The following is a 19567-nucleotide window of genomic DNA, read 5'->3' on the forward strand; positions in this document are numbered from 1 at the left end:
CACAGGCTTCCGAAGAACTTCCCAATAGAGAGTACGCACTTTAAGGTAAGGTACTGATATGAAAGTAAGTGCCCTTCCAGCACCGCTGCCAGCCACTGTTGCCGACGGCGTCTTCCCGGCCGGCTGCCCCAGCCGGACGGTCCTGGATCACATCACCAGCAAATGGGGCGTCCTGATCCTGCTTTCGCTTTCAGAGGGCGATCAGCGATGGAGCGAATTGCGACGCCGGGCAGAGGGCATCAGCGAGAAAATGCTGGCCCAGACTCTCAAGACGCTCGAAAAAGACGGCCTGGTCCGCCGCGAGGCCCAGGCGGTCATCCCGCCGAGAGTGGACTACAGCCTGACCGAGCGTGGCCGCGAACTCACAGTCTTACTCATTCCCCTGGTGACGTGGGCATTCGACAATGCCGACGAGATCATCAACGGCCAGAGGTAGCAGCACCGAGATGACAGTTAATGCCAATGTTCGCGTCGAACATTGGCATTAACTGTCATCTCGCGGGGGTGGAAGGACCAGCTACCGGGCCGACCACCCACCGTCCATGGTGTAGCTCGCGCCGGTGACCATGCCGGCGTCGTCGGAGGCCAGCCAAGCTGCCAACGAAGCAACTTCCTCTGGTTCCACCAGCCGCTTCACCGCGGACTCCGTAAGCATCACTTTGGCCAGGACTTCGGCTTCGGGGATGCCATGGAGCCGGGCTTGATCGGCGATCTGCTTCTCCACCAACGGCGTCCGGACGTACCCGGGGTTGATGCAGTTGGAGGTGACCCCGTGCTCGCCACCCTCCAAAGCCGTGACCTTGCTGAGCCCCTCGAGCCCGTGCTTGGCGGAGACGTAAGCGCTCTTGTAGGCCGAAGCCCGGAGCCCGTGGACCGAGGAAATGTTGATGATCCGGCCGAACCCGTTGGCGTACATGTGCGGCAGCGCGGCCCTGATGAGGAGGAAGGGCGCCTCAAGCATCAGGGCAAGAATCCGACGGAACTCCGCGGGATCGAACTCCTCAATCGGCGCGACCTTCTGGATGCCGGCATTGTTGACCAGGATGTCGCAGTCCAGGCTCAGCGCAGACAGCGCGTCCACGTCCAGCAAATCCACAGTCCAGGCAGTGCCACCTAGTTCGTCGGCGAGGGCCGCAGCTCCGGAGGCATCGACGTCGGCCACTACTACTTTCGCCCCGCGCGCGGCGAGCGCCCGGGCACAGGCGGCCCCGATCCCGCTTGCGCCGCCAGTCACCAGTGCTTTGCGGCCGTTCAGGGAGTTGTCCATCGGCTCAGCCCTTCGAGGTTGCGGTTGTCAGCCCATGACGCACGGCGTCTGCTTCGTCCACGGATTCGAGGGCAATGCCCTTGGTCTCCTTCAAAGAAACGACGGCGACGGCGGTGATTGCGCAGGCGACCACCAGGTAGATCGCGGTGGGGAGCCAGGAGCCGGTGTCCTTGAGCCACTGGGTGGCCAGCAGCGGGGCCAGTGAGCCGGCGAAGATCGAGGTGACCTGAGAGCCCAGCGAGACGCCGGAGTAGCGCATACGGGTGGGGAAGAGCTCGGACATGATGGCTGGTTGCCCGGCGTACATGAACGCGTGCAGGCAGAGGCCGATCGTCACGGCGAGCACGATGACCACGGCGTTCTTGGTGTCGAACATGGGGAAGGCGAAGAACGGCCACGTGGCGCCGGTGATTGCGCCGATGAGGTAGACGGGCTTGCGGCCCCAGGAGTCAACCAACCGGCCGATCTGCGGGATCACGAGGAAGTGGATGACGTGGGCGATCAGCAGTGCCAGCAGGAGCGAGGACGTGTCGTACTTGTGGACGCTCTTGAGGTACACGATCGCGAAGCTCACCACGAGGTAGTACATGATGTTCTCGGCGAAGCGGAGGCCCATGGCCTGCAGGATGCCCTTCGGGTACTTGCGGATGACCTCACCGACGCCGTAGCTGATGGCCTTGGACTCCTCGACCTGCGCTTTGGCCTCGAGGAAGATCGGGGCTTCGGTGACGTGGGTGCGGATGTAGTAGCCCACGAACACGATCACTGCGGACAGCCAGAACGCTACGCGCCAACCCCAGCCAAGGAAGGCCTCGCTGCTCAGGGTGGTGGACATGACGAACAGGACCAGCGTGGCCAGGAGGTTGCCTACCGGAACTGCTGCCTGCGGCCACGAAGACCAGAAGCCGCGGGACTTGTTGGGGCTGTGCTCGGCAACCAGCAACACCGCTCCACCCCACTCGCCGCCCAGCGCAAAGCCCTGGATGAAGCGCAGGGCCACCAGCAATGCCGGCGCCCAGTAGCCGATGTCCACGAAGCCGGGGAGGCAGCCCATGAGGAAGGTGGAGACGCCCACGATGACGATGGTCAGCTGCAGGGTGGGCTTGCGGCCGAGTTTGTCGCCGATCTGGCCGAACACGATCCCGCCCAGCGGCCGGGCCACGAAGCCCACAGCGTAGGTGATGAACGCCTGGATGATGCCGTCCAGTTCATTACCGGTGCTTGGGAAGAAGTACTTGCCGAACACCAAGGTGGCGGCGGTGGCGTACAGGAAGAACTCGTACCACTCCACCACGGTGCCCACCATGGAAGCTGCGACGATCTTCTTCAGGCCGGAGCCTTTGCCGGCGCCCTTACCGGCTCTTGATGCGGAGCGCTGCTCTACGCTCATATCCATCTCCTCAGTGTCCTCTTTGACCCTTTTGAACGTGTTGTGATCCACAACACGAATAGCTCCACTGAGTATTGCCGCAGATTTGTTATGCCTCAATGACCAATAAGGCACCTTAGGTGTGCAGAATTGCAGATATGAATCCCAACCCGCACGACCTCCTCATCTTTCTGGCCGTGTCCCGATCAGGAAAATTCACGACGGCGGCCCAGGCCTTGGGCCTGAACCACACCACCGTTTCGCGCAGGATAGCCGCGCTGGAGAAGTCGCTCGGCGGCCGGGTCCTCGCGCGTGCGGCCGGCGGCTGGGAGGTAACCGACTTGGGCGCGGAGGTGGTCCTGGTCGCCGAGCGGATCGAGGCTGCGGTGAGCGCGCTGGGAGCCAGCGACCGGGCACCAGACCCCATCACCGGCGTCGTACGCATGACCGCGACTGATGGTTTCAGCGCGTATATCGCGGCCCCGGCAGTGGCCCGGTTGCGGCGCGAGCATCCCGGCTTGAGCGTGGAAATCGTGACGGTGACGCGCAGGGCCTTGCAGCAGCGGTCCGGGCTGGACATTGAGGTGGTGGTGGGGACGCCGCAGGTTCACCGCGCCGAGGCCATAAGGCTGGGCGATTACCGGCTGGGAATGTACGCCTCCCGCGCCTATCTGGAGGACCACGGAACACCCGGGAGCATCGAGGAGTTGACGCAGCACCAGCTGGTCTATTTTGTGGACTCCATGCTGCAGGTGGACGACCTCGACGCTCCGCGCCGGCTGGTCCCCAGCATGCGGGACGGGCTGAGCTCAACCAATGTGTTCGTGCACGTGGAAGCAACGCGCGCCGGGGCGGGGGTCGGTTTCCTGCCGTGTTTCATGGCTGACAGGCACGCGGATCTGGTGCGGTTGCTGCCATCGGACTTCGCGGAACTGCTCCCCTACTGGATGGTCCTGCGCCCTGATTCGATGCGGCGCCCCGCGGTAGCCGCCGTCGTCCAGGCCCTGCGGGAGGAGACCGAACGGCGTCGGGAGGAGTTGCTGGGCCGCCCCTAGCCCGGAGTTTTTGTACACATAATGGCCTTAAAAGCCGCCCATAAGGGCGTTATCTGTACAAAAACTCAACCGGGGGCGGGATGATGGCTCAACCGGCGGGGGTGGGATCGTGCCGGACCGGGGTTCCTGCGGCGAAGGCCCGCACCTTGGCGTCGTCCCAAATATGGGCCGGCACGCCGCCGCCCAGCAACCTGCGGGCAAGGGTGGGGTCGTCGCCAAAAGGAACGTGGCTGCCGGCCATGATCATGTTCCCGTAGCGCCGGCCCTTGAGCATGGCAGGATCGGCGATGATCATGGTGTGCTCGAATGTATCGGCGATGGTCGCGGCGTCGGCCCGTGCATTCTTCAGGTCCGGCGCGTCGCCCGAGTTGACCACATACAGTCCATCGGCTGCCAGCACAGCATCCGCGTGGGCCGTGAACTCCCGGGTGGTAAGGGCGCGCGGAGTGAAGGCTCCGGCGAAGACGTCACGGATGATGAGGTCGCGGGTATCGGGGGTGAGGGATTCGGTGACCTCACGGGCTTCGCCCACGCGGATCCGCAGCAAAGGGGCTTTGGGCAAGTCGAACCAACCGCGGACATAGTCGGCCAGCTTGCCATCGAGCTCCACTACGACCTGCCGCGCTTCCGGGTAGGCAGAGTGGAAGTATCGCGCCATGGAGCACGCTCCCCCGCCCAGATGAAGAGCACGCAGCTTGGGCTTACGCTCCGGGGGCCACCGGGATTCCACCAAGGCAGCTATCCAGCGCATGTACTCAAAGTCCAGGAAAAGCGGGTCCGCGAGGTCGATGTGCGAGCTCATCACACCGTTGATCTTCAGCAGCCAGCCGTTGGAGTTGTCCTGGTCCTGGAGCAGTTCGCAGTCCCCGGTGTCGATGTAGTAGACGCCCTCAACTGGACCCGCAGGTCGGGTGCCGGAGGGCACTTCGACGACTCCCGCCGTCGACCTTTTTCCGCGTTTTCCCACTATTTCCGCCCTGCCTGATTCATGGTTCCCAGCCTAGTGGAGCGCTAGGGAAGAGGTTCAGCCAATATGGTAGTAAGGATACTTAGCATTTTGGCGGATTCGGCCCTATGATCGCTTCATGAACCTTGGAGCATCAGTGTGGGCGGAGGTATTGACGGCAGCAGTGGCATGGCTGACGGTTGTCTCCCTGCTGCTTGCGCGAGTGCCCAAGCCACCCAGCCTGCTCGACCCGCCACTGGATGCGGACCAGCCCGAAAACAGCGAGCCCTGATTCAGGGCCCGACGCCGGGACGCACCATCCGGTGTTCCGGCAGTGAGTACCAGGACGGGTCGCACAATTGGCGCGTGCCGTCGGGGACGAATCCGTTCCGACGATAGAAAGCCTGCGCCCGTGGGTTGTCGTCGAGAACCCACAGGTACGCGGGACCGTCGCCAATCAAGGCATCCACCAACGCCTGCCCCACTCCCCGGCCGTGGATCCGTTCCAGCGTGTAAAGCATGAAAAGTTCAGTCTCACAGGGGCGGTCTTCATCCCGGCCCTGACCCGCCGCGCCTAGGCCCACAAGATCACCCTCCGGACCGAACGCCAGCATCCGGGCGTGGCCTGCGGCGATGGACTCCCTGTATTTCGTGACGCGCTCGTTCAATCCGGCTTCCTGCTTGTCGAAGAACTCCTGGGGCAGCAGGCGCCCGTAGCTCTCCCGCCAGGACTGGAGGTGCATGGTGGCCATGGCCCCGGCATCCTCAACCGTTGCTCGGCGAAACGTGAAATCCACCTAGCGGACCCGCGCGATCGCGAAGCCGTCCCAGCCCTTGCTGCCGACGGTCTGGATGGCTGTGGCATCAAGGCGTGGGTCCTGGCCCATCATTTCCAGGGCCTTCACAATCCCCGGCGCATTGTCCTCGTCCCGCCCGGGCTCCAGGATGGCCCCGTCCCAAATGACGTTGTCCACCACGATTACCGTTCCCGGGTGGCCCAGCCTGATGGCCCAATCAAGGTAATTGGCATCGTTTTCCTTGTCGGCGTCAATGAAGACAAAGTCGAACGATTCCTGGCCCGCCAGCGTGGGCAACGTATCCAAGGCGGCGCCCACCCGGATGTCCACCTTGTGACCCACCCCGGCGGCGTCCAGGTTGGCACGGGCCACGTCCGCGTGTTTCTGGAGGTATTCGCACGTGACGATCCTGCCGTCGTCGGGCAGTCCCTGGGCCATCCACATACTACTGAAACCGGCCAACGTGCCTATCTCCAGAACGCGCCGGGCACCGGAGAGCTGCACCAGCATCCGCAGGAGCTTGCCCGCGTTGGGAGCTACCTCGATGGCGGGCATCCCTGCCTCAACGGCTGAAGACACCGCGCGCTGGTGGGCAGGTTCAGGATGCACGACGACGTCTGTCAGGTAACGCTCGACGTCAACCCAGCCCGGTTCGGCCACGTGTTCAATCATGGGCCCCAGTCTTGCACTCACGGCGCGCCGGGGAAAGCACCTACTCCGTGGCGGAGATGGCGTCTTCGAGGCGCTCCACCTTGCCGGTCAGCTCACCGCTGTACCCGGGGCGGATGTCTGCCTTGATGACCAGCGAGACGCGGCTTCCGTAGCGCCCAACCGCCTCGGTGGCGCGCTTGACGACGTCGAAAACCTCATCCCACTCGCCTTCGATGGTGGTGAACATCGAGTCGGTCTGATTGGGCAAACCCGACTCACGGACGATCTTGACGGCGGCGGCAACAGCGTCGTGGACGGAGGCATCGGGGGCAGGCCCCCCGTTGACGGCGGACGCGGGCTGGCCCGAAGGGGCAACTGAGAATGCAAGCAACATGAATCCAGTGTTTCATGTGCTGGTTTGTCATATAGCAACGTACTCCCGCGTAACAACGGGCCAGTACGCCAGCGTTGCTACGCTGGCAACCATGGAACAGCCCTCTGAACGCAAGCCCCTCAGGGCAGACGCCGCACGCAATGTGGACAAGATCATCACCGCCGCGCGGCAGTGCTTCCGGGAACACGGCCCGGACGTACCCCTGCAGACGATTGCCGCTACGGCCGGAGTCGGTCCGGCAACACTGTTCCGCAATTTCTCGGACAAAGAACAACTGGTCCTGGCCGCACTGTCGCGGCAATTGCGCCAGCACGTCGACCCCGTGGCTGCCGCCGCTGCCGACGGCATGGACGCCGCCGAGGGCCTTATCAATGTCATTGACGCCGTGATGCGGGTGGCCAGCGAAGACGCCAACCTCCTGGATGCGGTGGCTGGACGCCGAGGACTCCTCATGGGCATTACCGGTGGGCTCATCGGGTCCATGGCCACCCTTTTGGAGCGTGGACAGGGCCAAGGTTCCCTTCGCCGCGACATCACCATCGAGGACATGGTCCGATTGGTGGCGATGCTCATCGGCGCAGTGGACACCATGGAGCCGGGCTCGGAAGCCTGGAAGCGCCCAGTGGCATTGATCGAGGACGCCATCCGTACCGAACGCCCGTCCAGGCCTTTGCCCGAACAGTCGGCAATTCCCGGAGTGACGCTGACCGAGGGCCTCTGAGTCCGATCACCCCAGGGGCTATGGCCACCTCCGCTTCCGCAGTACCGCTAGCCCCAGCCCAGCAGACGCAGCAATGCTGCGGCTGCTGCGCCCGAGATGACTACCACCAGGAACGGCGCGCGGAGCAATAGTGCGACGGCGGCAGCCACCAGGGCGCCGACTCGGGCGTCGAGAACCAATCCCTGTCCCGAAGCCGCGGCGTTAACCACTGTCAGGGATGCCAGCAGGCCAATGGTCATGGTCCCGGCAACGTGCATGATGCGGGGGTTGTCCAGCAGCTTGGCAGGCACGAAGTAGCCAACCAACTTGGTCAGATACGCCAGCGCGCAAGCAATGAGGATCCAGAGCCAAAGATTCACTTCGTACCCCCGTGTCCGTGCCGGTGCTTTTCCGCGTACGGGTCCAGATCCGGTTCGAGTCCCTCATCCAGGCGCGCATGGCTGAACCAACCGATCACCCCGGCCACCAAAGCCGCCACCAGGATCGGAACCCCCGAGGGGACAAACGGGACAGCCAGAACGGTGGCCAGGGCGCAGGCTGCTGCGATAGCCCAGGGCTGGCGGCCCTTAAGCCGCGGCCACAACAGGGCAAGGAAGGCGGCCACGGCTGCCCCATCCAGACCCCACTGTTTGGGATTACCCATGGCATCGCCGGCCAATGCGCCGACGGCAGTGAAGATATTCCACAAGATGAATATTCCTATTCCTGCCGTCCAGAAGCCGCGGGCCTGCTCAGCGGGATCGGACTGGCCGGAAGCGGTTGCCGTCGATTCGTCGATGGTGACGTGGGCAGAGACGTAGCGCTTCCAGCCCCCGGGACGGAGCATGGCATTGATCTGCATTCCATAAATTCCGTTGCGCAAACCCAGCAGTGCGCTGGCCGTCATGGCGGCGACACCGGACCCTCCTCCGGCCACCACCCCAATAAACGCGAACTGGGATCCCCCGCTGAACAGCAGGAGGCTCAGCACCATGGTCTGCCAGAAATCGAACCCGGAGGCCACGGACAGAGCACCGAAAGAAACGCCATACAGCCCCGTGGCGATGCTCAGGGACAGGGCAATCTTGAAGGCCGGCGACTCCTTCAACTTCACGGGAACCGAACCGCTGCTCATTTGCGAAGGCTCCAGGACCACAGGATCAGTGGAAGCTGCAAAGGCAGGCGGACTGTGTGGACGCGGCGCGCTTTTTCCGAACCCTCCGGCCCGTAGGCACGACGCAAGGCATCAATATGCCCGGCAAGGAATGCAATGAACATGGTGGTGGTTGCGTTCGCGGCAGCCTTGCGTGTGCCGGGGACCAGGAGACCGACGGCGGCCGCGGCCTCCAGCAGGCCCGAGGACGCAATCCATTCCTCCCGGGACATGACGGCCAAAGGACCGTTCGAGGCTCCCGCTTCATCCTTGCGGCACAAGTAATCCGGCACCACCTGGTTGTAGAACGACGGCGTGCGGAAGTGCTTCGCGGCGCTGGCCAGGAGCAAGGCACTCAGGGCTACTGAAGAGGTGGTACGGGTTGCTTGGGCTGACCAGCGAAAAGGCATGAGACCACTCAATCACAAGCAGAGTGGCCCCCAAAGCCAGGACCGCTTAGCTGGACACCATCAGCTGGGCGAGCACCTGCGCGGGCCTGTTGGTAGTGATCTCCTGGACGCCGAGCCCTTGGCACAGCGCCACGTCCTTCTCGGAGTCCACGGTCCACACCCGGAAGATGCGGCCCGCTTCCAACCAGCGCTGGACGTTCCGGGCATGTTCCCGCACGTAGTCGATGCCCGGTCCGGCGATGCCCACCTGTCCTTCGTCCAGGACACGCTCGGCGTCCTCCTGCGCTGCCTTCATGACGTTCGCTACCGCACCACCGGTGAGGAAGCCCAAGCCAAGCTCCTGACGGATTTCCTGAACGCTGAAATCATCCACCAACTGGCAGATGTGACGCCCGGGAACAGACTCCAGCAAGCGTTGGATGGAGTCCGAATCGAAGCTCATGAACGAGATCTGTATATTCTCCAACCGCGATTCTTCAGCGGACCAGCCCTCATCCTCCAGGAGGGCCAGCAGCCGGTCTTCGAGCTTGAGGCCGTAGGGGCTCGGATGCTTGAGTTCGATCGCCAGGCCAATGTCCCTGCCTGCTCCCCGGAGGATGTCCAACAGTTCCGGCAAGGTAAGGAACTGGTCGGCCACTCCCCCATAGGCGTCTGGAATGCGCGCGCCCTTCCACGACGAGAAGTCCAGGGACCGGAGCTGCTCCAAAGTGTGTTCGGAGACAGGCCCCGTGCCCGTGGACGTGCGGTCCAGGTTGGCATCGTGAAGCAGGACAACATGTTGGTCACGAGTCAGATGGACGTCGCACTCCACACCGTCGGCGCCATCGGCGATTGCCTTCAGGTACGCAGCACGGGTGTGCTCGGCGAAGGCGGCGCTGGCACCGCGATGGGCGTAGACCTTGGGCCGTGCGGGGGCAAAGTCGTCGCTAGTCATGCAGACACGGTAGCCCACGCCACGGTATCAACGGGGACTACGCTGGGCTAATGCAGGTGAACTCTGAGCGAATCCCAACTGAAGACGTCACCACAACGGGCCCAGTACCCCCGCAGGCAGGTTCGGCCAGCGCGCGGGGCCGTGCCGCCGTCGTCGATCTTTCTGCCAGTGAGCGGGACAAGGCCGCGGCGCTCCTGCGCATGAAGCGTTTGGCGCTGGGACTCCTCATTGCCATGGCGGTGATTTTCACGGTGGCCTTCGCATTCCAGAAGCAGTATCCGTGGCTGGAATATGTCCGCGCGGCCGCCGAGGGAGGCATGGTGGGTGCCTTGGCGGACTGGTTCGCCGTGACGGCCCTGTTCAAGTACCCCATGGGATTGAAGATTCCGCACACAGCCATCATTCCGCGGCGAAAGGACCAGATCGGCGAGTCCTTGAGTGAGTTCGTGGAGAGCAACTTCCTCTCCCAGGAAGTTGTGCAGGAGAAGTTGGCGAGCATCGACATTGCCCGCAAGGCCGGGCACTGGCTCTCAGGTCGCGGGGGCGCTGAACGCGTAGCCAAAGAGGGCGGTGCCGTGATCCGCGGCGCGTTTACGGTCCTGAACGACGACGACGTGCAGGCAGTCATCGAGGGCATGGTCCGCAAGCACCTAGTCACCCCGCCGTGGGGGCCGCCCGTAGGAAGGATGGCCGAACGGATCTTCGCCGACGGTCATCATCACAGGCTGGTGGACTTGTTGGTGGACCGCGCCGCCGACTGGGTGGACGCCAACCATGCAACGGTGAACCGGCTGGTTTCGGACCGCTCCCCACTATGGGTGCCGACGTTCGTCGACGGGCTGGTGGGAGACCGCGTGCACGTGGAACTGTCCAAATTTGTCCGCGCCGTCCAGGCCGACCAGAACCACCAGGTCCGCCAATCAATCGACGCCTACCTCACCGACCTCGCCCAGGACCTGCAACACGATCCGGCCATGATCGAGCGGGCGGAAAGCATCAAGGCGCAGATCCTCGGCGACCCGGAGGTCCGCGAACTGGCCTCCCGCACGTGGGGAACGGTCAAAACCGCGCTGCTCAACGCCGTCGACGATCCCGACAGCGAACTGAGCCAGCGCTTCAAGAGCGCCGTGCGCGACTTCGGTACGCGCCTGGTCAACGACGAGGAATTGGCAGGCAAAGTCAACACCTGGATCGGCGATGCCGCCGGGTATCTCGTGAACACGTATCGCTCAGACATTGCCGGGGTCATCTCTGACACCGTTGCGCGCTGGGATGCCGAGGAAACCTCGCAAAAAATCGAACTCCAGGTGGGCAAGGACCTTCAGTACATCCGCATCAACGGAACGGTCGTTGGGGCGTTGGCAGGGTTGGCTATTTTCACGGTGGCGCATCTGCTCTTTGGGTGAGGCGCCCGTGCTCTGGAGCTATCCAGCGGGCCTTGGTACGTTCAACGCATGCCTATCAAACTTGAGAACGTCGGGATCGCGGTCCGGGATCTTCAAGAAACAATCGCCTTCTTCACCGATCTGGGCCTGACGGTGCTGGGCAGGGACACCGTGAGCGGCGAGTGGGCAGACACTGCGGTGGGACTCGATGGGAACCACGCCAAGATTGCCGTACTCCAAACCCCGGACGGCCACGGCCAACTGGAGCTCTTCGAGTACCTCCACCCGGACGCGATCGAAACGAACCCGACCCTCCCCAACGAAATCGGGATGCACCGCGTTGCCTTCTCAGTGGACGACATCGACGCCGCTTTGGAGATCGCTGCCAAGCACGGCTGCACGCCCTTGCGCGGTGTGGCGAACTATCAGGACATCTACAAGCTGACGTACCTTCGCGGACCCAGCGGCATCCTGGTCATGCTGGCGCAGGAACTGCAAAAGGACTGAAGGCTGAGATAGTCAGCCCAGGAGATGCACCATCTGCCCCGGCCTGGCTTGGCCGATCAGGTCCAAATCCTCGTCCCGCACCAGAGCCACCACGGGCGACTTAGCGGTGGCGGGCCGGTCCGCGAGGGCGATGACCGGAAGGCCCGACGCCGGCAACACCACCGCGCCCACGGCCAACGGTTGGGGCTGGGGTGCTGGAGCCGTGGGCACCTGAAGCGGGCGGCCCGCCAGCCGGGCACCCACCCGGTCTGACTCCGGCGAGAGAACCCAAGGTTCCGTGGTCAGGCGAAGCCACATCCCGGCGTCGTAATTGGGCAGGTGCGGACCGCGCGTAATCCGGGCAACCACCGGCCGTTCCGGGTCCAAGGCCCGGCGGGCTGTCTGGTTGATGTGGGGAAAGCCGTGGCCCTGCGCCTTCCCGAATGCCACAGCCGAGCCAGCCTGGAGCCTACCGGCCGGCCCGGAGAATCCGCCCTGCACGGCGACGTAATAACGGATCCCGAACATCGCCGGGCCAAAAGCCAGCACCGCTCCGGGAGCCACGCGGACGGGTTTGTTCAATGGAAGTTCGTCGCCGTTGAGGGTCACCACTCCCTCGGCACCTGTCACAGCAACAGCCGAGCCGGTGACAAAGCGGAGCTTCAACCCTCCCACCAGCACCTCAAGGCCCGGCGCGGTATCGGAGTTGCCCAGCAGCGCGTTGGCCAGGTTCATGGAGCCACGATCGAGGACGTGCCCCGGGTCAAGGACCAGGCTGGACGTCCCTGGGTCCACCACTACTGCGCCCATAGGGCCTCCCTGCTCACGGATCCTGCCGTCCCTGCAAAATCAGGCGAAGGCCTCAATGTCCACGCCGGCCTGCTCAAGGCCTTCGCGGACAGCGGCGGCCATTGCTACGGCTCCAGGTGTATCACCGTGGATGCACAAGGAATCGGCTTGAACAGGCACAACGGTGCCGTCAATGGCGAGTACTTCCTTACGGGTGGCCAGTCGCACGGCCTGCGCCACCACGGCGTCGGGGTCGTGCAGCACGGCGCCGTCCTGGGTGCGGGGAACCAGCGTTCCGTCCGGCAGGTAGGCACGGTCCACGAACGCTTCCCGGAAGACGGGGTGGCCGGCTTCCTCGGCCAAGGTGAGCCAGGCAGAACCCGGCAGGCCCAGCACCGGGAGGCCGGGATCGTACGCGTGGACGGCCGCAACCACAGCTTCGGCTTGCTCGGCATCCCGGACGATCCTGTTGTAGAGCGCGCCGTGCGGCTTCACGTAGTCCACCGAGGCTCCCACCGCGTGGGCCATCCCGTCCAAGGCTCCCAGTTGGTAGAGCACGTCGCCGAACAGTTCGTCGAACGTCATGTCCAAGGAGCGACGGCCAAAGCCCGCAAGGTCCCGGTATCCCACGTGCGCACCAACGCGCACATCGAGTTCGAACGCGGCACGGCAGCTGTCCAGCATGGTCAGGGGGTCCCCGGCATGGAATCCGCAGGCCACGTTGGCGCTGCTAACGATGCGGAACATCGAGGCGTCGTCGCCCATGGTCCAGGAGCCGAAGGACTCCCCCAGATCAGCGTTCAAATCCACTGTTGTCGCCTTCCAGTGTTGGGGTCTCGAGAACATTTTTGGGTGCGTTGGGAAGCAGCTCACCCGGAATGGTGTCCGGAAGGGGTCCGAACGCTTCCTTGGCTGTGGATACCACGGCCCGACCCATCATCATATTGCCTGCGCCGCCCACCACTGCGCCCACGCCGAACGGCAGTGCGCGGCCGAGGAATGCGGAGCCTTGCCGCTTTATAAGGCTCTTGAGGAACGCCCGCTGGATGGTGTCGCGGATGACCCCGAAGCCGCTGCCCGGGATTTTCTTGGTCAGCGTCTTGCCCCACGCGTTGGTGACACCCTTGCCGCGTCCAAGCGACTGTCCACTGAGCGCGCCGAGCAGGGACGTGCCCTCCTCACCCAGCATGATGGCCATGACCATGGTCTGTGCCCGTACAGGATCAGTGAGCCGGATGCCGTGGAGTTCGGCCAGAGAAGACGCGTAAAGCGCCGTGGTTTCCAGGAAGCCAACCGTTGCGAGGGCCGAAAGTCCCAGCGACGCTGCCGTTCCGATTCCAGGCACGACGGCGGTGGCGCCTACCGCTGCGCCTCCGCCTGAGATGGCGAACAGGTAGTGGCGCTCCAGTTTGGCGGCGAGCTGCGCCGGGGAGTCGTTGGGGTATCGCCGCTGCAGCCTGCGAAGGTTTGCCAGGACCAGCGGGCGTTGGACTTCCACAGCCTTCAGGAGCACGTTGTGGACTCCTGGCTTGGTGTTGCCTTCGGCATCGAAGACCGCGTTGTGAGCTGTCTCTTGCGCGATTTTTACCGCAGGGTTGGGGCGCTTTGGCATGTTCACCTCTCCTAGTCCTTGGCAGCTAAATGAATATTCAGGGAACTGATGGTTTCAGCCTATGCCACGCCTTGCCCGGCGTAGACTAAGGCTACTTACGAAAGCGGTCCAGCAAGGACAGGGAGTTGCGGTCATGAACACCCCGGACAAGAACGAACACGTCATCCGGCACCACACCGACGCGCCAGCTGAGGGTGAGACCGAGGGCTGGGTTCCACACGATACCGGCTTGCACAGCCAGGATCCTGCGGAAGGCCCGGACATCGATGACGACGCCCCGGCAAAGGGCGCTTCCTGAGCTGACGCATCCGGTTCACGATGGCGCCGGACCGGTGGTGCGACGCGCCACCAGGTGCGGTGTCCGCACCAGGTGGGTGGCTGGCGTCGTGCCCTCCAAGCGATCCACTGCGCGGTCCACCGCAGCGTGGGCAAGCAGAGGCGCGTCCTGGCTGATCGAGGACAACTGGACGTAGCTGAGGCGCGCGAACTGGCTGTCGTCGTACCCAAGGACTGACACGTCCTCCGGCACGCGGAGTCCGGCCGCGCGGAAGCTCTCCCAGACGCCCAGGGCGCAGCGGTCGTTGAAAGCTACGACGGCGGTGGGCAGGTCTTCCTGCAGCTCGCGGCCGGCGCGCAGGCCGTCTTCTTCGGTCGGGCCGCCGGGGACCACCCGCCCGTCCAGTCCGAGGCGCGCAACTTCATCACGGAAGGCCTGCCTGCGCTGCGGTCCGGAGACCGCCCCGCCACCGTCCACGTGGGCAATACGGCGATGGCCCAGCGAGGTGAGGTGCTCGATTGCGATGCGGATGCCGGCTTGGTCGTCGCTGCTCACGGAATCCAGGGCTTCGCCAACGTCGTCCCGGAGGAGGCTGACCACCGGCAATCGAGCGGCGTATCCGGCCAATTCCTGCTCTCCGAGGGCCGGGGAGATCATGATGAGGGCTTCGCATCCGAGGTCCAGCAGCGACTCCACTGCGCGTTCTTCGGAACGGCCGTTGGCCACTGCGCTCAGCGCGATGTCGTAACCCCGCAAGGCGGCGCCGGCATAAGCGGCGTCCACGATTTCGGAGTGGAAGGCCTGAGCCGTGGAGAAGCTGACGCCGAGGAGCCTGGTCCGGTTGCTTCGGAGGAGGCGGGCACGGCTGTCCGGCCTGTAGCCAAGGGCGCGGGCGGCTTCCTGCACCTTGAGCCGGGTAGCGTCCGACGCGCCTGGAGCATCACGCATGACGATGGAAACCAAGGCGCGGGACACACCTGCCGCTTCCGCGACGTCCATCAAGGTAGGCCGTTTGCCCGTCATGGCTCTCCTCTGCTCGGGAGCCAGTCTATAGAACGATCTACCGGCCCCGACCCATAACGGATCGTGCGGCCGGTCGCGACTCAGACGACCGACCGCACTAGCCCGTTCACGCAGCGATGGCGCCCCGGGCGGGCCCCAGAACCCGCCACACCCATCGCTGCTTACTGTGCCGATGACGCGCGACGCAGCCGAAAAGGGCAACGGCGCTGTACGCGGTCAATGACATGGGCACTGGATATGTACTCTGACCTCGGAAAACATGACGCGGAGTTTCGAAGAATATTTTCCGGCGGGGATCTCTGGGCGAAAAATCTCCGCTTGGCACGCGCCCGTTGGATGGTTTTCCGAACAGGCCAACGGAGTAATGAGGGATGCGCCCATTTTTTCGGTGCCTACTAGAACGATCTAGACGAACCCGTCCCGTTCGTGCAAACATGGAGCAACTAGAACGATCTAGAGAACCTCACGAGGAGCACCCAATGACGTATCTCCCGCACCCGGTCCAGGAAGACCAGCCCGTCCGCATCGCGGTCATCGGCGCAGGCTGGATCGGCAAGTTCCATGCCGAATCCATCGCCCGCCGCGTCCCGAATGCCCGCCTCGAAGCCATCGCCGATCCGGTTCTTCGCGCCGTCGAAGAACTTGCAGACAAGCTCGGCGTGGCCAAAATCAGCACCGATGTGGCCGACGTCCTGGCCGACCCTGACGTAGATGCCGTCCTCATCTCCTCACCCATGCGGTTCCACTCCGAGCTGATCACGGCCGCCGCGAAGGCAGGCAAGGACGTCTTCTGCGAAAAGCCCGGCGGGCGGACCCTGGATGAACTGGACGCCGCCATCGACGCCGCGGCGAGTGCCGGCGTCGTTCTCCGCTTTGGCTTCAACCGGCGCTACTCCCGAGACTTCGCGGCGGCCCGCGCGTTGATCGATAACGGCGCCGTGGGCACCCCGCAATTGCTCCGCTCCCTCACCCGTGATCCCGGGACCGAGGCCGGGATCAGCAATCCGGAGCGCATCGCCCCCGGCACCATCTTCCTGGAAACCCTCATCCATGACTTCGACACACTTAATTGGCTCAACCCACGCGCAGTTCCGGTCAAGGTCCACGCCGTCGCCGATGCCCTGGTGGCACCAGAGGCGAAAGCGGGCGGCCTGCTGGATACCGCCGTCGTGACCGTCACCTACAGCAACGGCGCCATCGCGGTTGCCGAGGCGAACTTCAACGCGCTTTATGGGTACGACGTCCGCGGCGAGGTTTTCGGCTCCGCAGGCATGGTCACCGCCGGCACGCCGCAGGCCACCAACGCCACCAGCTACACCGCCGCGGGCATTGCCTCCGAGACTTCACGCCTGAACATCCACCTCTTCCACGACGCCTACACCGCGGAGCTGGCCCACTTCGCGGACGACGTCGCGGCGCGGCGCGGCTACTCTGGGAAGCGTTCGACGGCGGCCCACTCGCCTGCCGCCGTGGCGGCGCCGGGTGGAGTTGACGCGCGGAATGCGTTGGCCGTGGCACTTGCCGCGTTCAAATCGGCGGATACAGGTTTGCCTGTCGCGATTTCGGAGATTGCAGAGCTGCAGCCTGCCGGGTCGGCCGTGAAGTTTGCACACGCCGGGGCTTCCGCATGAGTTTCCGCCTGGCCGTCTGCGCCGAAATGGTCTACGGGGAGCTGCCGCTGATTGACCGGGTTCGCCGGATTCACGGGCACGGCTTCGAGGTTGAACTCTGGGACACCCGCGGGCGGGACATCACCGCGCTGGCCCGTACAGGGGCGAGGTTTTCCTCCATGAGCGGTTACTTTGGTGGCAGCGTGATCGACCCCTTGAACGCGCACGACGTCCTGGCCTCGGCCGAAAAGTTGATACCCACAGCGTTGGAGCTGGGGGTGGAGCGGATGGTGGTGCACCCCGCCGAACTCGGTGAGGGCGGCCGTGCGGTAAGGCCCACTTACCGTTCAACGGGCGGGATGTGGCTGACCGGCCTGCGCACATTGGAAAAGCTTGGCGCCTTGGGTTCGAAGCATGGCATCACGTTCGCCTTGGAGAACCTGAACACCATCCTGGACCATCCGGGGACACCCCTTGCCCGCGCCAAGGACACACTGGCTTTGGTGCAAGCCGTGGACCACCCCAACGTGAAGATGATGCTGGATCTCTATCACGCCCAAATCGGCGAAGGAAACCTGATCGAACTGCTCCGCGCGGCCCAACCATACACCGGCGAAATCCAGGTAGCCGATGTTCCGGGCCGCTTCGAACCCGGCACCGGAGAGATCAATTATCCGGGGATCGCGGCGGCCCTGCGCAGTGCCGGATATGAAGGCGTGATCGGGATGGAAGCCGGTGCGATCGGCGGCCAGGGCATCGAAGCGGGCGATGCCGCCCTCGCCGCCTTCCGCGCAGCATTCTCACCTACGCGCCCTGCCACAAGATCCATCAGTATGCTTACTATGGGTTCATGACTCAGCGAACGGTTTCGGATCTGATCGTGGAACGGCTCAAGGCATGGGGCGTTGACAGAGTATTCGGCTACAGCGGCGATGGCATCAACGGCTTCATGGGAGCGCTGCGCCGAACTGAAGGCGAGATGGAGTTCGTCCAAGCCCGGCACGAGGAAGCTGCAGCATTCATGGCAGTGGGCCACGGGAAATACACCGGCGGCGTTGGCGTGGTCACCTCCACCCAGGGCCCGGGCGCGGTCCACCTGCTAAACGGACTCTACGACGCGAAGATGGACGGGGTTCCAGTAGTCGCGATCATCGGGCAACAGAGCCGGACCGTGCTGGGTTCGGCCTACATGCAGGAAATCGACCTCCTCACGCTCTTCAAAGACGTAGCTGCCCAGTTCGCACAACTCGCCAGTTCCCCCGAGCAGGTTCCCATGCTGATCGACCGGGCCTTCCGCACTGCCCTCGAAACGCGAACTCCTTGCGTAGTCATCGTCCCGCACGACCTGCAGACCGCCGAGGCACCAGCGCTCGAGCCCGAACACGGCATTGTGGTCACCGCCCCCGTCTGGCACCCCGCCCGCGTGATGCCCCGCGACGAAGAACTCGACGCCGCAACGGAGATCCTGTCCCAAGGTGAGCGGATCGCGTTATTCGTGGGACAAGGGGCCCGCAACGCGCAGGAAGAGGTGGTGCAGCTGGCCGGGAAGCTCAACGCGGGCATCACCACCAGCCTCCTGGGCAAACCCTACGTGGACGAAACCCTCCCCTTCGCCACAGGAACCATGGGCCACCTCGGCACAACCGCCAGCGCGCACCTCCTGGAGAACTGCGACACCCTGCTCATCATCGGTTCCAACGACCCATGGACCGAGTTCTACCCCAAGCCGGGGCAGGCGCGGGCCGTTCAAATCGATATCGACGGCCGCAAGATTGCCAACCGTTACCCAGTGGAGGTGGGACTGGTGGGGGACGCCGCAGAAACCCTGCGCCAGCTGGCGGTCCGCCTCGATGCCAGGCAGCAGGAAAAGGAAGCCCAGCGCAGCCAGTGGCGTTCCGACGTCGAGCACCAGGTCCGTGCCTGGCGCCAACTCTCCGAGGACCGCGCCAACGTACCGGCCGAGCCGGTTAATCCGGAGTTGGTGGTCCGCGAGCTTACCGGCCGGCTTCCGGGCAACGCACAACTGAGTGTCGACGTCGGCAGTTGCGTTTACTGGTACGCGCGCCAATTGGTCCTTCCGCCAGGAGTCCCCGCCCACCTCAGCGGCACGCTCGCCAGCATGGGATGCGCCATTCCCTACGGGCTCGCCGCGAAGCTGGCCCATCCCGAACGGCCCGTGTTGGCGTTGGCCGGGGACGGCGGAATGCAGATGCTCGGGGTCGCCGAGCTCATCACGGTGGCACACCGCTGGCGCGGCTGGGCAGATCCACGGTTCGTGGTCTGCGTCTTCAACAACCGGGACCTCGCCGAGGTCTCATGGGAGCAGCGCGAAACCGAGGCCGAGCCCCGCTTCCCCGCAAGCCAGGAACTCCCGGACTTCCCCTTTGCGGCCTACGCGGAGCTCCTCGGGCTGGCAGGAGTGCGCGTGGAGGACCCAACCAAGCTCGGCGAGGCCTGGGATAATGCCCTTTCCATGGACCGTCCTGTGGTCCTTGAGGTTTTGACCGATCCTGGCATTCCGCTCCTCCCGCCCTTCCCTGCCGGCGAACAGAAGCTCGAGGGCATGCGGTCCGCCTTGACGCAGGAAGGTTCCGCGGGCGGGCATGCGCGCCGGCTGCTGGACACGTACGCGGAGGGCGAAGCGGAGTTGAGGGGCAAGTAACCGCCGCCCTTAACGGCAAAAGCCGCCTACCGCCGTCGTGCTTCACA

At 64.3% G+C, this 19567-nt stretch carries 24 protein-coding genes; 10 read left to right on the forward strand and 14 right to left on the reverse strand.

Annotated elements, in window-relative coordinates:
- Nucleotides 1–58 precede the first annotated feature (58 nt).
- The gene (locus AB0N72_RS15000; RefSeq protein ID WP_363931160.1) at nt 59–436 is read left to right on the forward strand and encodes a helix-turn-helix domain-containing protein; all 378 of its coding nucleotides are present in this window, start codon (nt 59–61) and stop codon (nt 434–436) included.
- 81 nt (nt 437–517) lie between these two features.
- Here the strand turns inward: AB0N72_RS15000 and AB0N72_RS15005 are convergent, their stop codons facing one another.
- The gene (locus AB0N72_RS15005; RefSeq protein ID WP_363931161.1) at nt 518–1267 is read right to left on the reverse strand and encodes a 3-hydroxybutyrate dehydrogenase; all 750 of its coding nucleotides are present in this window, start codon (nt 1265–1267) and stop codon (nt 518–520) included.
- 4 nt (nt 1268–1271) lie between these two features.
- On the reverse strand, nt 1272–2657 hold the full coding sequence (locus AB0N72_RS15010; RefSeq protein ID WP_363931162.1) for an MFS transporter: 1386 nt from the start codon (nt 2655–2657) through the stop codon (nt 1272–1274).
- A 137-nt stretch (nt 2658–2794) separates the two neighbouring features.
- Here AB0N72_RS15010 and AB0N72_RS15015 point away from each other — a divergent pair, with 137 nt between their 5' ends.
- Complete coding sequence (locus tag AB0N72_RS15015) at nt 2795–3691, forward strand: LysR family transcriptional regulator (protein ID WP_363931163.1); 897 nt, start codon at nt 2795–2797, stop codon at nt 3689–3691.
- An 88-nt stretch (nt 3692–3779) separates the two neighbouring features.
- On the opposite strand, the gene AB0N72_RS15020 is transcribed toward AB0N72_RS15015, so the two are convergent.
- Nucleotides 3780–4658, reverse strand: coding sequence for a fused MFS/spermidine synthase (locus AB0N72_RS15020; RefSeq protein WP_363931164.1), 879 nt, complete (start codon nt 4656–4658; stop codon nt 3780–3782).
- Between the two features lie 118 nt (nt 4659–4776).
- Between AB0N72_RS15020 and AB0N72_RS15025 the strand changes: the two genes are divergently transcribed.
- A complete protein-coding gene (locus AB0N72_RS15025; RefSeq protein ID WP_363931165.1) occupies nt 4777–4929 on the forward strand; it encodes a hypothetical protein in 153 nt (50 codons plus the stop codon).
- Between the two features lies 1 nt (nt 4930).
- Here AB0N72_RS15025 and AB0N72_RS15030 read toward each other — a convergent pair whose 3' ends face one another.
- From AB0N72_RS15030 to AB0N72_RS15040, 3 genes are read right to left on the reverse strand one after another with little or no spacing between them, the layout of a single operon-like run.
- On the reverse strand, nt 4931–5389 hold the full coding sequence (locus AB0N72_RS15030; protein WP_363931166.1) for a GNAT family N-acetyltransferase: 459 nt from the start codon (nt 5387–5389) through the stop codon (nt 4931–4933).
- 45 nt (nt 5390–5434) lie between these two features.
- Complete coding sequence (locus AB0N72_RS15035; protein ID WP_363931167.1) at nt 5435–6106, reverse strand: O-methyltransferase; 672 nt, start codon at nt 6104–6106, stop codon at nt 5435–5437.
- Between the two features lie 40 nt (nt 6107–6146).
- Nucleotides 6147–6479 (reverse strand): thiamine-binding protein, encoded by a 333-nt coding sequence (locus AB0N72_RS15040; RefSeq protein WP_363931168.1) that lies wholly within the window; start codon nt 6477–6479, stop codon nt 6147–6149.
- A gap of 91 nt (nt 6480–6570) precedes the next feature.
- Between AB0N72_RS15040 and AB0N72_RS15045 the strand changes: the two genes are divergently transcribed.
- Nucleotides 6571–7200, forward strand: a complete 630-nt coding sequence (locus AB0N72_RS15045; protein ID WP_363931169.1) for a helix-turn-helix domain-containing protein — start codon at nt 6571–6573, stop codon at nt 7198–7200.
- 47 nt (nt 7201–7247) lie between these two features.
- Here the strand turns inward: AB0N72_RS15045 and AB0N72_RS15050 are convergent, their stop codons facing one another.
- Genes AB0N72_RS15050 through AB0N72_RS15065 form a run of 4 tightly spaced genes read right to left on the reverse strand, consistent with a single transcriptional unit; the run spans nt 7248 to nt 9676 of the window.
- Complete coding sequence (locus AB0N72_RS15050) at nt 7248–7559, reverse strand: AzlD domain-containing protein (RefSeq protein ID WP_363931170.1); 312 nt, start codon at nt 7557–7559, stop codon at nt 7248–7250.
- On the reverse strand, nt 7556–8314 hold the full coding sequence (locus tag AB0N72_RS15055) for an AzlC family ABC transporter permease (RefSeq protein ID WP_363931171.1): 759 nt from the start codon (nt 8312–8314) through the stop codon (nt 7556–7558). Before AB0N72_RS15055 ends, AB0N72_RS15050 begins: the two co-directional genes overlap by 4 nt.
- Nucleotides 8311–8742, reverse strand: a complete 432-nt coding sequence (locus tag AB0N72_RS15060) for a hypothetical protein (RefSeq protein ID WP_363931172.1) — start codon at nt 8740–8742, stop codon at nt 8311–8313. Before AB0N72_RS15060 ends, AB0N72_RS15055 begins: the two co-directional genes overlap by 4 nt.
- A gap of 46 nt (nt 8743–8788) precedes the next feature.
- Nucleotides 8789–9676, reverse strand: a complete 888-nt coding sequence (locus AB0N72_RS15065; RefSeq protein ID WP_363931173.1) for a glycerophosphodiester phosphodiesterase family protein — start codon at nt 9674–9676, stop codon at nt 8789–8791.
- Nucleotides 9677–9726: 50 nt separating this feature from the next.
- Between AB0N72_RS15065 and AB0N72_RS15070 the strand changes: the two genes are divergently transcribed.
- Together AB0N72_RS15070 and AB0N72_RS15075 are read left to right on the forward strand one after the other, a co-directional pair.
- Nucleotides 9727–11082, forward strand: coding sequence for a DUF445 family protein (locus tag AB0N72_RS15070; RefSeq protein WP_363931174.1), 1356 nt, complete (start codon nt 9727–9729; stop codon nt 11080–11082).
- A gap of 48 nt (nt 11083–11130) precedes the next feature.
- Nucleotides 11131–11568, forward strand: a complete 438-nt coding sequence (locus AB0N72_RS15075) for a VOC family protein (protein ID WP_363931175.1) — start codon at nt 11131–11133, stop codon at nt 11566–11568.
- 12 nt (nt 11569–11580) lie between these two features.
- Here AB0N72_RS15075 and AB0N72_RS15080 read toward each other — a convergent pair whose 3' ends face one another.
- From AB0N72_RS15080 to AB0N72_RS15090, 3 genes are read right to left on the reverse strand one after another with little or no spacing between them, the layout of a single operon-like run.
- Nucleotides 11581–12357 (reverse strand): biotin-dependent carboxyltransferase family protein, encoded by a 777-nt coding sequence (locus AB0N72_RS15080; RefSeq protein WP_363931176.1) that lies wholly within the window; start codon nt 12355–12357, stop codon nt 11581–11583.
- 39 nt (nt 12358–12396) lie between these two features.
- Nucleotides 12397–13146, reverse strand: a complete 750-nt coding sequence (locus AB0N72_RS15085; RefSeq protein WP_363931177.1) for a 5-oxoprolinase subunit PxpA — start codon at nt 13144–13146, stop codon at nt 12397–12399.
- The gene (locus AB0N72_RS15090; RefSeq protein WP_363931178.1) at nt 13130–13948 is read right to left on the reverse strand and encodes a hypothetical protein; all 819 of its coding nucleotides are present in this window, start codon (nt 13946–13948) and stop codon (nt 13130–13132) included. Before AB0N72_RS15090 ends, AB0N72_RS15085 begins: the two co-directional genes overlap by 17 nt.
- Nucleotides 13949–14081: 133 nt before the next feature.
- On the opposite strand from AB0N72_RS15090, the gene AB0N72_RS15095 reads away from it, so the two are divergent.
- A complete protein-coding gene (locus AB0N72_RS15095; RefSeq protein ID WP_363931179.1) occupies nt 14082–14246 on the forward strand; it encodes a hypothetical protein in 165 nt (54 codons plus the stop codon).
- Between the two features lie 15 nt (nt 14247–14261).
- Here the strand turns inward: AB0N72_RS15095 and AB0N72_RS15100 are convergent, their stop codons facing one another.
- Nucleotides 14262–15248, reverse strand: coding sequence for a LacI family DNA-binding transcriptional regulator (locus AB0N72_RS15100; protein WP_363931180.1), 987 nt, complete (start codon nt 15246–15248; stop codon nt 14262–14264).
- A gap of 479 nt (nt 15249–15727) precedes the next feature.
- Here AB0N72_RS15100 and AB0N72_RS15105 point away from each other — a divergent pair, with 479 nt between their 5' ends.
- The 3 genes from AB0N72_RS15105 to AB0N72_RS15115 are packed head-to-tail and all read left to right on the forward strand — an operon-like array spanning nt 15728 to nt 19520.
- Nucleotides 15728–16879, forward strand: coding sequence for a Gfo/Idh/MocA family oxidoreductase (locus AB0N72_RS15105; RefSeq protein WP_363931181.1), 1152 nt, complete (start codon nt 15728–15730; stop codon nt 16877–16879).
- The gene (locus tag AB0N72_RS15110; RefSeq protein WP_363931182.1) at nt 16876–17712 is read left to right on the forward strand and encodes a TIM barrel protein; all 837 of its coding nucleotides are present in this window, start codon (nt 16876–16878) and stop codon (nt 17710–17712) included. The genes AB0N72_RS15105 and AB0N72_RS15110 overlap by 4 nt, the downstream gene beginning before the upstream one ends.
- Nucleotides 17709–19520, forward strand: a complete 1812-nt coding sequence (locus AB0N72_RS15115) for a thiamine pyrophosphate-requiring protein (RefSeq protein ID WP_363931183.1) — start codon at nt 17709–17711, stop codon at nt 19518–19520. The genes AB0N72_RS15110 and AB0N72_RS15115 overlap by 4 nt, the downstream gene beginning before the upstream one ends.
- Nucleotides 19521–19567 lie beyond the last annotated feature (47 nt).

The organism is Paenarthrobacter sp. NPDC089307 (genome assembly GCF_040685055.1).
Taxonomy (GTDB): domain Bacteria; phylum Actinomycetota; class Actinomycetes; order Actinomycetales; family Micrococcaceae; genus Arthrobacter.

Bases quoted from the DNA above. Each gene is read 5' to 3' on its own strand.
- AB0N72_RS15115 (WP_363931183.1), top strand. From the start codon at position 17,709: ATGACTCAGCGAACGGTTTCGGATCTGATCGTGGAACGGCTCAAGGCA.
- AB0N72_RS15105 (WP_363931181.1), top strand. From the start codon at position 15,728: ATGACGTATCTCCCGCACCCGGTCCAGGAAGACCAGCCCGTCCGCATC.
- AB0N72_RS15035 (WP_363931167.1), bottom strand. From the start codon at position 6,106: ATGATTGAACACGTGGCCGAACCGGGCTGGGTTGACGTCGAGCGTTAC.
- AB0N72_RS15100 (WP_363931180.1), bottom strand. From the start codon at position 15,248: ATGACGGGCAAACGGCCTACCTTGATGGACGTCGCGGAAGCGGCAGGT.
- AB0N72_RS15040 (WP_363931168.1), bottom strand. From the start codon at position 6,479: ATGTTGCTTGCATTCTCAGTTGCCCCTTCGGGCCAGCCCGCGTCCGCC.
- AB0N72_RS15080 (WP_363931176.1), bottom strand. From the start codon at position 12,357: ATGGGCGCAGTAGTGGTGGACCCAGGGACGTCCAGCCTGGTCCTTGAC.
- AB0N72_RS15095 (WP_363931179.1), top strand. From the start codon at position 14,082: ATGAACACCCCGGACAAGAACGAACACGTCATCCGGCACCACACCGAC.
- AB0N72_RS15015 (WP_363931163.1), top strand. From the start codon at position 2,795: ATGAATCCCAACCCGCACGACCTCCTCATCTTTCTGGCCGTGTCCCGA.
- AB0N72_RS15025 (WP_363931165.1), top strand. From the start codon at position 4,777: ATGAACCTTGGAGCATCAGTGTGGGCGGAGGTATTGACGGCAGCAGTG.
- AB0N72_RS15045 (WP_363931169.1), top strand. From the start codon at position 6,571: ATGGAACAGCCCTCTGAACGCAAGCCCCTCAGGGCAGACGCCGCACGC.
- AB0N72_RS15005 (WP_363931161.1), bottom strand. From the start codon at position 1,267: ATGGACAACTCCCTGAACGGCCGCAAAGCACTGGTGACTGGCGGCGCA.
- AB0N72_RS15060 (WP_363931172.1), bottom strand. From the start codon at position 8,742: ATGCCTTTTCGCTGGTCAGCCCAAGCAACCCGTACCACCTCTTCAGTA.
- AB0N72_RS15070 (WP_363931174.1), top strand. From the start codon at position 9,727: ATGCAGGTGAACTCTGAGCGAATCCCAACTGAAGACGTCACCACAACG.
- AB0N72_RS15030 (WP_363931166.1), bottom strand. From the start codon at position 5,389: ATGGCCACCATGCACCTCCAGTCCTGGCGGGAGAGCTACGGGCGCCTG.
- AB0N72_RS15090 (WP_363931178.1), bottom strand. From the start codon at position 13,948: ATGCCAAAGCGCCCCAACCCTGCGGTAAAAATCGCGCAAGAGACAGCT.
- AB0N72_RS15000 (WP_363931160.1), top strand. From the start codon at position 59: ATGAAAGTAAGTGCCCTTCCAGCACCGCTGCCAGCCACTGTTGCCGAC.
- AB0N72_RS15065 (WP_363931173.1), bottom strand. From the start codon at position 9,676: ATGACTAGCGACGACTTTGCCCCCGCACGGCCCAAGGTCTACGCCCAT.
- AB0N72_RS15075 (WP_363931175.1), top strand. From the start codon at position 11,131: ATGCCTATCAAACTTGAGAACGTCGGGATCGCGGTCCGGGATCTTCAA.
- AB0N72_RS15110 (WP_363931182.1), top strand. From the start codon at position 16,876: ATGAGTTTCCGCCTGGCCGTCTGCGCCGAAATGGTCTACGGGGAGCTG.
- AB0N72_RS15055 (WP_363931171.1), bottom strand. From the start codon at position 8,314: ATGAGCAGCGGTTCGGTTCCCGTGAAGTTGAAGGAGTCGCCGGCCTTC.
- AB0N72_RS15010 (WP_363931162.1), bottom strand. From the start codon at position 2,657: ATGAGCGTAGAGCAGCGCTCCGCATCAAGAGCCGGTAAGGGCGCCGGC.